Source organism: Streptomyces ferrugineus, assembly GCF_015160855.1.
GTDB lineage: Bacteria > Actinomycetota > Actinomycetes > Streptomycetales > Streptomycetaceae > Streptomyces > Streptomyces ferrugineus.
In genome coordinates, this window is the sequence record NZ_CP063373.1 from 4,592,172 (window position 1) to 4,605,407 (window position 13,236).

The window sequence follows — 13,236 nt, forward strand, 5'->3', positions numbered from 1 at the left end:
GAGGAAAAAAATGATGTGGGAGCCTGACGACCATGACCGCAGTAGCCGCCAGCTGGCTTCCCCTCAGCCCCGGTGAACGCTCGGTGGCGATCGAGGTGCTCCTCGCCGGCCCCCTGTCGCGCACCGAGCTCGCCCGGCGGCTCGACCTGTCCGCCGGCAGCCTCACCCGGCTGACCAAACCGCTGATCGAGTCGGGCCTCCTCGTCGAGGTCCCCGAAGCGGGCGGCGTGGTGGAGGCGCGCCAGGGGCGCCCGTCCCAGCCGCTGGACGTCGTGGCCGAGTCGCGGTCCTTCATCGGCTACAAGATCACCGAGGACATGGTCTACGGCGTGGTGACCACCCTCAGGAGTGAGATCGTCGCCCGCCACGACCGCCCCCTGACCACCCATGAACCCGCGGAAGTCGTGGCCCTGCTGGGCGAGATGACCGAGGAGCTGGCCGCCGGCCGCCCCCGGCTCGCCGGTATCGGCATCGGCGTGGGCGGTCTCGTCGAGGACCGTGCCGTGGTCGGGGAGTCCCCGTTCCTGCACTGGCGTGACGTGCCGCTCGCCGAGCTGGTCGAGGGGCGCACGGGCCTGCCGGTGGTGGTGGAGAACGACGTCGCCGCCCTCGTCGAGGCCGAGACCTGGTTCGGCGCCGGTCGCGGCCTCGACCGGTTCGTGGTCCTCACCATCGGCGCCGGCATCGGCTACGGGCTGGTCCTGGGCGGCAACCGGGTGCCGTACGCCGAGGAGGACCGCGGCTTCGGCCGGCACTGGATCGTCGATCCCAGCGGTCCGCTCACCCCCGACGGGGAGCGGGGCAGTGCGGTGTCCCTGCTCACCATCCCCAACATCCGCTACCAGGTGCGGGCCGCGACCGGCCGCGACCGGACCTATGAGGAGATCCTGCGGCTCGCCGCCGCGGGGGAGCCGATGCCCGCCCGGGTCATCCAGGAGGCGGCCCGCGCCCTCGGGATCCTGGTCGCGCAGATCGGCAACTTCGTGCTGCCGCAGAAGATCCTTCTCGCCGGGGAGGGGGTGGGGCTCATGGACGTCGCCGGTGAGACCGTGGCGGACACCATTCGCGCCCACCGGCATCCGCTCGCCGCTCCGATCGACCTGGAGACCAAGGTGTCCGACTTCCACGACTGGGCGCGTGGCGCCGCCGTACTGGCCATCCAGGTGCTGGTGCTGGGGGCGGCGGACGCCTGAACTCGGCGGTCGGCGTTGACAGATGGACGTGATCGACAACACGTGATCAGCAACACGTCCGATATGCCCGTCTTAGGTGTGCTTACTCACAGCGCCTTCACGTGCGGAGCCGTATGCTTCACAACATGTCCACCACTGTTGAAATCGCCTCCGATCGCTCGGCTGACGAGGTCAACGAGGAGATCCGGGCGCTGTGGCGCCGGTCGGGCGGGACACTGAGCGTCGAGCAGCGCGAGGAGTACCAGCGCCTCGTCATGGAGTGGGCCGCCGCGGCCCCGCAGACGGCGAAGGCGGCCTGAGCGCTCGACTCGCCGGAGTCCTGAGCACGCTCCCCTCGCCGAGACCGAGCCCGTCAGCCCCAGGTCGCCGAGTAGTACCTCTGATATGCCTTGCGGTCCTGCTCCGCGCGGATGAAGCGGGTCGCCGCCAGCGCGACCAGGCTGCCCGCGATCACCAGCAGACCGGGACCGATGTTCTTCGGGTCCGCCAGCCGGGACAGCAACGTCGACGCGGTGACGCCGGTGATCGGCGTCGACGCGCCGGGCGACGCGTCCCCGGGCGCGGCGGCGCCCTGCGTCGCCGACGGGGCCGGCGCGGCACCCTGCTGCCCCGCACCGTTCGGCGCCGCCACGATCAGCTTCATGTTCAGCGCGGCCAGCGCCTTGGTCACCGGCTGGAAGAACGTCGTACCGCCCGAGTTGCAGTCCCCGCTGCCGCCCGACGTCACACCCAGCGCGACCCCCTCGGAGAACATCGGGCCGCCGCTGTCCCCGGGTTCGGCGCACACATTGGTCTCGATCAGCCCGGTGACCGTCCCCTCGGGGTAGTTCACCGTGGCGTTGAGCGCCGTCACCTCGCCGCCCCGCAGCCCGCTCGTACTGCCGCTGCGGAACACCCGCTGCCCGACGGCCGGATCGGCCGCGCCCGTGATCCGCACGCCCTTGTCGTCACCGATGGACACCACCTCGGCCCCGGCACCCGCCTTTCCGCTCGCGTACTGCACCAGCGAGAAGTCACCACCGGGGAAGTTCTGCCGCACGGTCTGCCCGATCTCCCGGCGGCCCTGGTTGTCCGCGAACCACACGGAACCGTCCGGACCGCAGTGCCCGGCCGTGAGGATGAAGTCGCGCTGCCCGTCGGTGACGTTGAACCCGGCCGAACAGCGCCCGGCCGTCGACAGCAGCGGCAGCGCACCGTTGAGCCGCGTCGTGAACGTGCCCTCGGTGCGCTCCATCCGGACCATGCCGCCCATGCCGTCCGCGAGGTCCGTCATCCGGGACCAGTCGCCGGCCGAGACGGTGCTGTCGCCCTTCACGACCACCTCGTTGGACCGGTAGTCCATCACCCACGCCGTGCCGGCCACCCGGGGCGCCGAACGCAGCGTCGACGTCGCCGAGTTCAGCTTGTCCATGCTGTGGTCGACCATCTTCGCCTCGGCACCGGCCTTGCGCACCTCGGCGGCCGCCGCCTCGTCGGTGACCGCGACGACCGGCTTCCCGTCGGCACCGATCCAGCTGCCCGCCGTACGGGAATCGCCCAGCCTGGAGACCAGCTCACTGCCGGTGCCGGCGGCCGAGGCGGCGTAAGTGCGCGGGACGGCGGAGCCGTCGCCGGGTTCGCTCGCCACGGCGCGGGTGACCATCGTTCCTCCGAGGAGGAGTCCGCCGACGGCCGCCAGCCGTGTCACCCGCCGGACGAGACGTCGTCGTGCGTGCCTCATGCATGGCTCCCGAACCAAGTACAGCGCGGCGTCAATGCCACGGGGCCCTCCCGGAGTTGAGCACCCTCTCTCCATACGGAGCCCGGCACGTCCGTGTTCACCGCACCGGTGATCTTTCTCGCGCGGCGACCTATCTTGTGCCCATGACCAGGATCCCGCACGCGATGTCCGATGAACCCAACCCCCTGCGCGCCCTCGGTCTCGACCGGCTGCGCCGTCGTACGAGCATGAAATGGCGCGCCTACCCCGACGACGTCCTGCCGCTGTGGGTCGCCGAGATGGACGTACCGCTCGCCGAACCCGTCGTGCGCGCCCTCACCGACGCCCTCGCCCTCGGCGACACGGGCTACCCGGCGGGCACCGGCTACGCCGAGGCGCTCGCCGCGTTCGCCGAGAAGAGGTGGGGCTGGGACGGTCTGGCCGTGGAGCGCACGGCGATCGTGCCCGATGTGATGCTCGGGGTGGTCGAGATGCTCAGACTGGTCACCGGACCCGGCGATCCGGTCGTGGTGAACTCACCCGTCTATCCGCCGTTCTACCAGTTCGTGGAGCACATGGACCGACAGGTGGTGGAGGCCCCGCTCGGCCCGGACCTGCGCCTCGACCTCGACACCCTGGACGAAACGTTCCGGCGGGTCACCGGCGGCGGACGCCGCGCCGCCCTCCTGCTGTGCAACCCCCACAACCCGACCGGCACCGCGCACACCGCCGACGAACTGGCCGCGGTCGCCGCCCTCGCCGACCGCCACGGCGTGCGCGTGGTCGCCGACGAGATCCACGCACCGCTCACCGCCGCCGGCGTCGCGTTCGTGCCGTATCTGAGCGTGCCGGGAGGCGAGAGCGGCCTGTCGCTGATGTCGGCCTCGAAGGCCTGGAACCTGGCCGGCCTCAAGGCGGCGCTGGCCATCGCCGGACCCGCGGCCGCCGCCGACCTCGCCCGGCTGCCCGAAGAGGTCAGCCACGGGCCCAGCCACTTCGGCATCATCGCGCACAGCGCCGCCCTGCGCGACGGAACCGGCTGGCTCGACGCGCTGCTGGCCGGGCTCGACGACAACCGGCGGCTGCTCGCCGACCTCCTGGCCGAGCACCTCCCGGCCGTCGCCCACCGCCCCGCCGAGGCCACCTACCTGGCCTGGCTCGACTGCCGCGCCCTCGGTCTCGGCGACGACCCGGCCGAGGTCTTCCTGCGGCGCGGCCGGGTCGCCCTGAACTCCGGAACACCCTTCGGGACCGGCGGCGCGGGGCATGTGCGGATGAACCTGGCGACCTCACCCGAGCTGATCACGGAAGCGGTACGGCGGATGGCGTCGGCGCTCGACTGAGCCGAGCCCAAGGCGGCGGGGCAGCGCCCCACCCCGCCGCCTAGACTGCGCGCCATGGACGACACGACCCAGGCGCGGCTCGGCGCGGGCAAGTACCTGCTCATCACCAGCTACCGCAGGAACGGCACCGGCGTCCCCACCCCGGTGTGGGTGGTGCGGGACGGCGACGCGCTGGGCGTGTGGACGGTCGCCGACTCCTGGAAGGTCAAGCGCATCCGGGCGCGCGGCGACGTCCTCGTCGGGCCCTGCGACCTGCGCGGCAAGCCCACGGGCGAGCAGGTCCCGGCGACCGCCGAGATCTGCGACGAGGCGACCAGCGCCCGCTACCGCGGGCTCATCGCCCGCAAGTACGGGATCGCCGGCCGCCTCACGCTCCTCGGCAGCCGACTGCGCCGCGGCGTGAACGGCACAGTCGGCATCCGGATCACCCTGACGCCCTGACCGGGGTCGGGTACGTCCGGCGACGGGTCACGACGCGTCCAGCACCGTGCCGGTGATCACCGGCGCCCCGGGCAGCGGCTCACCGAAGTCGTCGGTCGGCTGGAGGCGCACCGACTCGGCCGGCTCGGCCACCCGGTCCGCGATCGTCGGTATCCGTATCTCCTCGGTCGTGCTGCCCGCGGGGACGTTCACCCAGAGGGAGAAGCCGTCCACCTTGGACAACGCCCGTTCCGGGTCCGGGGACGCGCCGGTGTTCTCGTCGAGCCAGCGGGGGTCCACGTCCTTCGTCGACACCTCCCGGCCGTCCGTGACCGGCAGTAGGGCGTACGTCGTGGTGATGTCGGCGTCGGCGGCCTCGGACAGGGACACCCGCCACCTCAGCGGCTGCCCTTCGGTCACCCGGTCGGCGACCGGTGTCACGGAGACCGACGGCATCGGGTCGTCGTTCCGCACGGTCACCCCGCCCAGGTGGGCGCCGACCACTGCGCTGCGCACCGCCTTCACAAACACGTTCTGGCCCGTGTCGTAGCCGTAGCGCGTATTGCCCTCGACCTTCACCGGCACATCGATGGCCTGTCCGCCGGGCCGTACCGTCACCAGCCGGTCCGTGACCCGGCCCGTGACCGGGTCGGCGACGAACAGCCGTACTTGTCCGCTGCCCTGCCCCGAGACCTTCACCGGCACCCGGTAGGTCCGCACGCCAAGGTCGCCTTCCTCGACGGTCAGCCGCCCGACGTCGACCCGGGGCAGCGGGGCCGGACGCACCTCGGGCGTGCCCGGCCGCCAGGCCCAGGCGTCCATCAGCCAGGCCCGTCCGGACCGCGTGCGCGGCGTCAGTTCCAGGTTCTTGACGTGCCGCAGGTCCAGCGCGGCCGCGTCGTCGGCCCCGATCGGCACCCGCACCTCGCGCGCCCAGTACGAGGCGGTCCGGTCCGTCCCGGGCAGCCCGTCGACCGTGACGCGGCCGAGGGGCCGGTGCCGTCCGGCGGTGTCGGTGACGGAGACGTCCAGCTGCGTTCCGGAGGTGTTCGGCGGCACGAAGACGCGCAGTGCCAGCGCCTTCGCACCGGCGAGGGACAACGGCCGTTCGGGGCTGATCCGGGCGGCGGAACCGGCCGCCGACCAGCGCAGCGCGACCGCGCGACGGCCGCGCTCACGATCGGTCTCCCACCGCGCGAAGTGCGGTGACACCCCTGCCGTCTCCGACGACAGACAGGCCCTCGCCGTGGCCGGATCCACCGCCGAGCACAGCCGTGCCCCGCTCACGGTGACCTTGCCGTCCGGCAGGAAGCCGGCGCCGCGCCGCGCACCCACCGCATGGGTCAGGACGCGCGCGGGGTCGGCCGAGGGCGCGCGGCGGCCCGAGCCGTCGAGCAGCGGACGCACCCGGTCGTCCTTCGCGACGAACAGCCGTGCCGCCGCCGCGATGTAGGTGGCGCCGGCCTTGTGCTGCTGGTCGGCGGTCAGCCGGGTCCTGGTGCCGGGGGAGCAGACCGCGTCGGGCTCTTCCTCGTCGGTCCAGAAGTCGTCGTCGGCGGGCGCCTGGGCCTGGCCGGGCGTCCACTCGCTGTTGAAGAAGTTGTGGTTGGCGCCGACCATGTAGACCGCGCTGTGCAGGGCGGCACCGCGGCCGACCCGGCGGGTGCCGTCGACGTACACCTCGCCCTGGAGGTCGGAGACGTCGCCGTCGCAGCCCGGCAGGATCGTCATCGACGGCACGTCCGGCACCGGGTTCTGGCCGAAGATCGTCGGGCCGATCAGGACGGTGCCGCGAATGTGCCAGCGCACCGGGCCGCGATAGCCGTCCTGGTCGGCGGGCGGCGGATAGAGGCTGTCCATCGCCGCCCGGTTGACGCCCTCGCCACCCCGCGAGTGCCCCACGAGCAACAGCCGGGACAGATCGGCCCGGGGCGCCTGCCGCACGGCCGCCGGGGCGGTGTCCGGACGCGCGGACCAGCCGGCCCAGCGGGCGAGGTGCTGCCGTACCAGTGACGAGCGGGCCTGTGCGCCGCCGTCCTCGGCCTGCCAGTCCTGGCCGTTGACGCCGTTGGCGGAGATCGACACCGTCACATGGCCCTGGGAGGCCAGGAGCCGCTGGTCGCGCAGATACCCCCGGTGGCTCGGCACCGGCTTGGAGCCGGCGGCGCAGGGCCAGTCGCCGGTGGTCTCGCCCTGCGGGGTGTAGCAGGTGGAGTGCCGGCCGTGCAGGAACAGGGCGAGCGGACGGCGGCCCTCGGCACCCTTGGGCGCCACCACCACGGCGCGCATCTCGACCGGTTCGGCGAATCCGGGCAGCCGCACCGGGGGGAGGTCGTACTCGCCGGTGACGGTCCGGTACGCGCCCGGCTTGCCCGGGTCGACCTGGTTCGCGGGCAGACGCTGCGGCACGCTCACCCCGGAACGTCCGCCGGACGAGGAGCCGGGGGAGGTGTCCGGCGCGTCCAACCGGCGTCCCGCGGCCCGCACTTGAAGGTCCCGCACGGAGTCCAGCCGGACCCCGTCGAGGCCGAGCCGGAACGTCCGCCCGTCCTTCGCCGGAGCCGGTGCGCCGAGGACTCGGTCACCGGCGTAGAACTCGACCCGGGCGTCCCCCATGGGCACCCGCTCGTCGGACCGCCACACCAGCTTCCGCTCCGCTCCCTCGCCGGTGACGCTCCAGTCCGGCGGCAGCCCCTCACCGCCGTCGGCCGCCGCTAACGGCCTCGCACCGGACGCCGGTTGAGCCTGAGCCCACCCTGGCGAGGCCCCCACGACCGCGAGCAACGCCAGCGCGGTGACCCCTATTCGCCGGGCACGTATCACGTGCCCCTCCTTCCGTTCGCTCCGGGACGGGCCGTCCCGGGCCCTCACCCTGTGAGGACGGAAGGTGTCAGTGGTGAGTTGCCTGTGACGACAGGGCAAAGCGAGACGAAGGAGGCCGACCGGCCTGCGGGCAGGACTGGTTGGGCGCCCGGCGGGATAGGCCACCCCAATGAGCCGAACTCCCCGTCACCGCGCCGCCGTCGTCGGCACCGGCCACCGCGCCCGGACCTTCACCCGGGCCCTCGCCGAGCGCCCCGACCACGTCGTCGCCGCCCTCTGCGACCCCAGCCCCACCCGCATGGCCTTCCACAACCGGCTGTTGGCCGAGGCCGGCGCGCCCACCGCCACCCAGTGGGCGCCCGACCGGTTCGTCGACATGCTCGCCAAGGAGGAGATCGACGAGGTCGTCGTCACCACCGTCGACGCCGAGCACGACCGCTACATCGTCCCCGCCCTCGAAGCGGGCTGCCGCGTCGTCACCGAGAAACCGATGACCGTCGACGCGGACCGCTGCGCCCGCATCCTCGACACGGTGCGCGAGACCGGCAACTCCCTCACCGTCGCCTTCAACTACCGCTTCAACCCCGTGCACGAGACGTCCGCGCACTGCTCGTCGACGGAGCGATCGGCGAGATCCTCTCCGTCCACTTCGAGTGGCTGCTCGACGTGCGCCACGGCGCCGACTACTTCCGCCGCTGGCACCGGGAGAAGGACCGCAGCGGCGGCCTGATGGTGCACAAGTCGAGCCACCACTTCGACCTGGTCAACTGGTGGCTCGCGGACGAGCCGAGGGACGTCTTCGGCTACGGCCGACTCGCCTTCTACGGCCGCGAGGCGGGCGAACGCCACGGCTTGCGCCGCGACTACGACCGCGCCCACGGCGCCGACGGGGCCGCCGACGACCCCTTCGCCCTGGACCTGGCCGCCAACGACACCCTGCGCGCCCTCTACCTCGACGCCGAAGAGGACGACGGCTACGTCCGCGACCGCAACGTCTTCGGCGGGCCCGTCACCATCGAGGACGACATGGCCGTCCTGGTGCGCTACGCCAAGGGCGCGACGATGACGTACCACCTCACCGCGTACTCCCCGTGGGAGGGTTACCGGGTCATGTTCAACGGCAGCGCCGGGCGGCTGGAGTTGGAAGTGGAGGAGAGCCAATGGCAGCGGCCCACGACCCGGATCGGCTCGGGCAGCGGCGCGCTGCACGGGGACACGGCCGCCGAGCATGCCGGCGGGGCACGGCTCACCCTGCGTCCACTGTGGCGGGCCCCGGAGGACGTCCCGCTCGTGACCGCCCACGAGGCGCACGGCGGGGGAGACCCGCGGATGCTCGACGCCCTCTTCGGCCCGGTGGCCTCCGGGCGGTCGGCCGACCCGGGCGCGGTGGCGCATCCCAGGGCCACCGAACGCGACGGCGCGCTGGCCCTGGCCGTCGGGCTCGCCGCGAACCGGTGCTTCGAGACGGGACGGCCCGTCGACGTACGGGAACTGGTCCCCGGCCTCTGGCGGGGAGATCAGGTCCAGGCGCGGTAGGGCTCGTCGACCAGTTGGAACACCGGCTCGCCCCGCACCGGGTCCTTCGCCGTCGACAGCCGGACCCGGTCCCCGCTGTGGATGCCGATGGGCGGGCCCATCACCCGGCCGCGCACGACGAACCCCTCGGCCATCTCGATGAGCGACACATTGCGCGCGGCGGGGGTGTTGCGGTGGACCACCGTGGAGTGGCGGATGGTCCCCACACCCTCGCTGCGCTCCGTGCGCAGGTCGCTGCCCTGGCAGACCGGGCACAGCAGCCGGTGGTACATGGCGGTGCCGCACCAGGTACAGCGCTGGAAGACGATGGCGTCCGTCTCGGGGGCCGTGCGGTCGAGGACGCCCGCCGCATGGCCGACGGTCTGACGAGCAACGCTTCCTGAGTGGTGGTACACGCTGGTCAACTCCCTGCGCTGGGCCGGAATCCCACGTGCGCGGCTCACCGTGCCACCGTGCACACCGTCAGCGTATGGCACTCAGTGCCACACGTAAAGGCACTCCGTTCCCTTAATCTCGCCGAGATCCCGGACGCGCGGATCAGCCGCGTCCCAGCGTGGCCTCGATCTCCTGGACCACCCGCCACAGCGGGGCACCGCGCCGGGACACGACGACCACCACGTCGTCGGGCTGCTCGTCCCGGGCGGGCGGCGGGACGGGGGCGACACCGAAGGCCGACTGCACATACCCCAGCGCGTGGTCGACCGCGGCGCTCGCGTCGCCCTGGCCGTCCGAGCGCAGCCAGGACCGCAGCGCGTTGTTGTGCGCCGCGACCACGGCGGCGGCGATCACGTCGGCCTGGAGGGTGCCGTCCCGCCGGCCGGCGAAGCGCTCGCGCAGATACTCGGCGAGCGCCCGCTCGTAACGCCACACCACGGACAGCTCGTACGCCCGCAGTCCGGGCACCTTCTTGGTGAGCCGATAGCGCTGCACCGAGAAGGTCGGGTTCTCCGCGTACATGCGCAGCACCAGCCGGGCCGCGTCGCACACCCGTCGCACCGGCTCGTGCTCGTCACCGCTCGCGGCGAGGAACGCCGTCATGTCGGCGAGACAGCGCTCGTGGTCCGGGAAGACCACGTCCTCCTTGGACGGGAAGTAGCGGAAGAACGACCGCCGTCCGACGCCGGCCAAGGTCACGATGTCGTCGACGGTCGTCTGCTCGTAGCCCCGCTCCAGGAACAGCTGGAAGGCCGCGGCGACCAGGGCGTCCCGCATCGGGGGCTTCGTGCTGCTGGAGCTCATGGACGGAACGTAGCACCCAGGGATGCGTCAATGGCACTCAGTGCAACCCTTGGAGGGAACCGAGTGCAGCCGACGAGCCCCACGCCGCCCGCCCGACCCCACATCCTGTACGTCACCCGACCTGGCCCATCCGTCCCGCGGCCGCCGCCACCGCGACGAGGACATCCTCCTCACTCCCGGCTGCGCGACGACTTCGACCTCGCCCTGTGCCATCCCCGGGACGCGGGTGTACAACCCGCTGTCCGGCAAGGCGGGCATGGCCGGCAAGCAGTACCTGCCCGACCTGACCGCCGGCGGACACCCGGTCATCCCCAGTGCGCCCTGCGCGGGACGGCTTCGTCGCCGTGATGAAGGCGTCGCTGCACCGCTTCCTCGCCGCGCCCGCCTGGCCGGGCCCGCGCGTCCCGTCCCGCGCTGAACCCGCGGGACGTCAACCCCGTATCTCTCCTCGGGGATTGGCGAAGCCCCGTGCAGACGGGGGACGGAAGGAGAGCGGTGTGTCCACACGGCCCGACCCCGCGGAGCCGGACGAAGGCCCGGCCCTGGAACCGATCCGCGTCCTGCGCCCGCGCCGCACCGACGCCCTCGCGGAGTTGTTCAAGGAGTGGGAGCAGGACCAGGCCGGCTACGAGACCGTGGCCGTGCCCGTGGCCCTGCCCGGCGCCGAGGACGCGACACAGGAACTGCCGGCCGTCGCCGAGGACACCGCAGGCGCCCGGCGCCGTGGCCGGCCCGGCCCGGCCGGCCCCGGTTTCCGCCGCACCGCCGTCGCGGTGGCCGTGACGGCGGCCGCGGTCATCGGCTTCGGCGGCGCCCTCCTGCTGCCCGGCCACGACGACGACGCGACGGCCGGGGAACCGGCCCCGTCCGAGACCGCCTCCGCCGCCGAGCCCGACCCGACCGCGCCCGCGGCCCCCGGCGAAGGCGAGGCAGGTGATCCCGCCTGCACCGCGTCCTTCCGGACCGTCAACAGCTGGCAGGGCGGCTTCCAGGGCGAGGTGACGGTGACCAACGCGCCCGCGGCCTCCGCCTCCGGCTGGACCGCGACGGTCGTACCGCCCGACGGCGCCCGCCTCACCCAGGTCTGGGACGGCACCCTCGCCACGGCCCGGGACGGCAGGGCGACGGTCACCAACGCGTCCTGGAACGGCGCTCTGGCACCCGGCGCGAGCGTCACCTTCGGGTTCCTCGCCGACACCTCGGACGCGAGCGGTCAGCCGTCGGCCACGGTCACCTGCGCGGCGACGGCGGGCGCGTCCTGACGCCCGGTGCGCGGGCCCCGGGCGCCGCGCGCCGACGGCTCAGCGGCCGTGGTCGACCAGTGCCTGGGACACGGCGCGCACGCTGCGGGCGATGTGCTGCAACTGCATGACCTCCGCCGCGTACAGCTTGATGGTGTGCTCGATGACCGACTCGGGCAGGCCGAGCCCGGGCAGGTCCGCCCGCGCCGTCTGCAGCGCGGTGCGCGCGACCCGGATCTCGTTGTGGACCTGGATCTGCGCATGCCGTGCGAGCAGCACGGGGTGGCGGATCAGCGCCGGATAGCTGGCGTAGCGGGCCGGCACCAGCTCGCGCAGCCACTTGGCCGCGGAACGCTCCCAGTCGTAGGAGCCGGGGGTCTTGACCTGGCACGGCCAGTCCGGGCTGATGCGCGTCGTCGTCAGGGTCATGGTCATCGCTTCCGGGTGTGCGGCGTCGTCTGGGTGTCCGACGGGGTCGGGGGCGGCCCCGGCCTAGGGGATGACCGGGGCCGCCGCCACGGGCGCTCGCGCAGGCGATGCCCGACAGAACAGCCCGAGCGCCGACGCGGGTAGGAGACGGCGGCCACGGCTGTTCGCAGAGGAGCCCGGAAAGACAGGCGGCAGTCGCACGACGGATGGGGTGACGTGCGCATGAGCGGACCGGCTGCTTTCGGCGGGCGGATGTTGCGTGTGCAGTATTTATATATGCCGTCTGCTTTGCAAGGCGTATGAAAACATTCATGCGCGCTTTGTTGTGAATGCTGCCGGTGTGGCCTGCTTTGACCTGAGTGGATCAGTCCCGGAGGAAGAACTGGTGCTGGTCGGAGAGGTGCTCGTACTCCTCGAGCCGCGCCTGCGTCCGCTCCGGGTCGGCGTCGGTCATGGCCTGCAGCAGCGCGGACGCCATCACGCCGGGCGCGGCGTAGGAGTCGAAGACCAGCCGGGATCCGGTGCCGGTGGCGAAGACGACGTCGGCCGAGTCGGCCACAGGCCCGAGCGCCAGGTCGGTGATCAGGGCGACCCGCAGCCCAGCCCCCTGCGCGACCTGCACGGCGGTGAGGGTCTCGTGCGCGTGCCGGGGCAGGGAGAAGGCCAGCACCCAGGTGCCGCCGGCCTCGCGCGACTGGAGCAGCGCGTCGTAGGCGACGCTGCCGCCCCGGGTCACCAGCCGCACGTCGGGGTGGATACGGCGGGCGGCGTAGGCGAAGTACTCGGCGAGGGATCCCGAGATGCGCAGTCCGAGGATGGTGAGCGGGGTCGACTCCGACAGCTTTCGGCCGATGTCGATGACCTGGTCGGGGTCGGCGAAGTCGCGCCGCAGGTTCTCCAGGTTCTCGATCTCGGCGTCCACGGCGGCCTGGAGCTCGTTGGCACCGTTCTCGTCCGCCGCGACGGGACCTCCGGCCAGGGCCCCCAGGGCGATCGCCTGGAGCTTCTCCCGTAGCGCGGGGTAACCGCTGAAGCCCACCGCCGCGGCGAAACGGGTCACGGACGGCTGGCTGACCCCGACCCGGTCGGCGAGATCGGTGATCGACAGGAACGCCGCCTCGGTGATGTGCTCGATCAGGTACTGGGCGATGCGCCGCTGCCCGGGGGAGAGCCGGGGCTGGTCGAAGAGCGCCCTGAGCTGGGAAGTCGGCGATGCCTCGGTCTCCGGGACCGTCTTTCCCGAGGTGATGGCGGATGCCTGTGCGCGTGCCTGCTGAGGCGATGGCACCGGCGCGCCTCTTTTGTCTCCCACA

General features: G+C 72.7%; 11 protein-coding genes and 2 pseudogenes. 7 read left to right on the plus strand and 6 right to left on the minus strand.

Going from position 1 to position 13,236, the window contains the following annotated elements; genetic code table 11:
• Positions 1-32: 32 nt before the first annotated feature.
• Positions 33-1,193: an ROK family transcriptional regulator gene (locus tag IM697_RS20965; RefSeq protein WP_194049238.1), complete on the plus strand. Its 1,161-nt coding sequence runs from the start codon at positions 33-35 to the stop codon at positions 1,191-1,193.
• A gap of 113 nt (positions 1,194-1,306) precedes the next feature.
• Entirely contained in the window at positions 1,307-1,492 is a 186-nt protein-coding gene (locus IM697_RS20970; protein ID WP_194049239.1) for a hypothetical protein, read from the plus strand.
• A 53-nt stretch (positions 1,493-1,545) separates the two neighbouring features.
• Here the strand turns inward: IM697_RS20970 and IM697_RS20975 are convergent, their stop codons facing one another.
• Entirely contained in the window at positions 1,546-2,913 is a 1,368-nt protein-coding gene (locus tag IM697_RS20975) for a S1 family peptidase (RefSeq protein ID WP_194049240.1), read from the minus strand.
• Positions 2,914-3,056: 143 nt separating this feature from the next.
• On the opposite strand from IM697_RS20975, the gene IM697_RS20980 reads away from it, so the two are divergent.
• Positions 3,057-4,235, plus strand: a complete 1,179-nt coding sequence (locus IM697_RS20980; RefSeq protein WP_194049241.1) for a MalY/PatB family protein — start codon at positions 3,057-3,059, stop codon at positions 4,233-4,235.
• 54 nt (positions 4,236-4,289) lie between these two features.
• On the plus strand, positions 4,290-4,676 hold the full coding sequence (locus tag IM697_RS20985; RefSeq protein WP_194049242.1) for a PPOX class F420-dependent oxidoreductase: 387 nt from the start codon (positions 4,290-4,292) through the stop codon (positions 4,674-4,676).
• Positions 4,677-4,703: 27 nt separating this feature from the next.
• Here the strand turns inward: IM697_RS20985 and IM697_RS20990 are convergent, their stop codons facing one another.
• On the minus strand, positions 4,704-7,478 hold the full coding sequence (locus IM697_RS20990; RefSeq protein WP_194049243.1) for a hypothetical protein: 2,775 nt from the start codon (positions 7,476-7,478) through the stop codon (positions 4,704-4,706).
• 169 nt (positions 7,479-7,647) lie between these two features.
• Here IM697_RS20990 and IM697_RS20995 point away from each other — a divergent pair.
• Positions 7,648-9,014: pseudogene (locus tag IM697_RS20995) on the plus strand (Gfo/Idh/MocA family protein).
• On the opposite strand, the gene IM697_RS21000 reads toward IM697_RS20995, so the two are convergent.
• Complete coding sequence (locus IM697_RS21000; RefSeq protein ID WP_194049792.1) at positions 8,996-9,409, minus strand: Zn-ribbon domain-containing OB-fold protein; 414 nt, start codon at positions 9,407-9,409, stop codon at positions 8,996-8,998. The pseudogene IM697_RS20995 and the gene IM697_RS21000 overlap by 19 nt on opposite strands.
• 142 nt (positions 9,410-9,551) lie before the next feature.
• Entirely contained in the window at positions 9,552-10,253 is a 702-nt protein-coding gene (locus IM697_RS21005) for a TetR family transcriptional regulator (protein ID WP_228044797.1), read from the minus strand.
• Between the two features lie 30 nt (positions 10,254-10,283).
• On the opposite strand from IM697_RS21005, the pseudogene IM697_RS44685 reads away from it, so the two are divergent.
• Both IM697_RS44685 and IM697_RS45720 read left to right on the plus strand, forming a co-directional pair.
• Positions 10,284-10,569, plus strand: a pseudogene (locus tag IM697_RS44685) (hypothetical protein); the annotation flags it as partial.
• 181 nt (positions 10,570-10,750) lie between these two features.
• Positions 10,751-11,515: a cellulose binding domain-containing protein gene (locus IM697_RS45720; protein ID WP_322734562.1), complete on the plus strand. Its 765-nt coding sequence runs from the start codon at positions 10,751-10,753 to the stop codon at positions 11,513-11,515.
• A gap of 39 nt (positions 11,516-11,554) precedes the next feature.
• Here IM697_RS45720 and IM697_RS21015 read toward each other — a convergent pair whose 3' ends face one another.
• Both IM697_RS21015 and IM697_RS21020 read right to left on the minus strand, forming a co-directional pair.
• Positions 11,555-11,929 carry a hypothetical protein gene (locus IM697_RS21015; RefSeq protein ID WP_194049244.1) on the minus strand — a complete coding sequence of 125 codons (375 nt, stop codon included), beginning with the start codon at positions 11,927-11,929 and terminating at the stop codon, positions 11,555-11,557.
• A 358-nt stretch (positions 11,930-12,287) separates the two neighbouring features.
• The gene (locus tag IM697_RS21020; RefSeq protein WP_194049245.1) at positions 12,288-13,211 is read right to left on the minus strand and encodes a MurR/RpiR family transcriptional regulator; all 924 of its coding nucleotides are present in this window, start codon (positions 13,209-13,211) and stop codon (positions 12,288-12,290) included.
• Between the last annotated feature and the right edge of the window lie 25 nt (positions 13,212-13,236).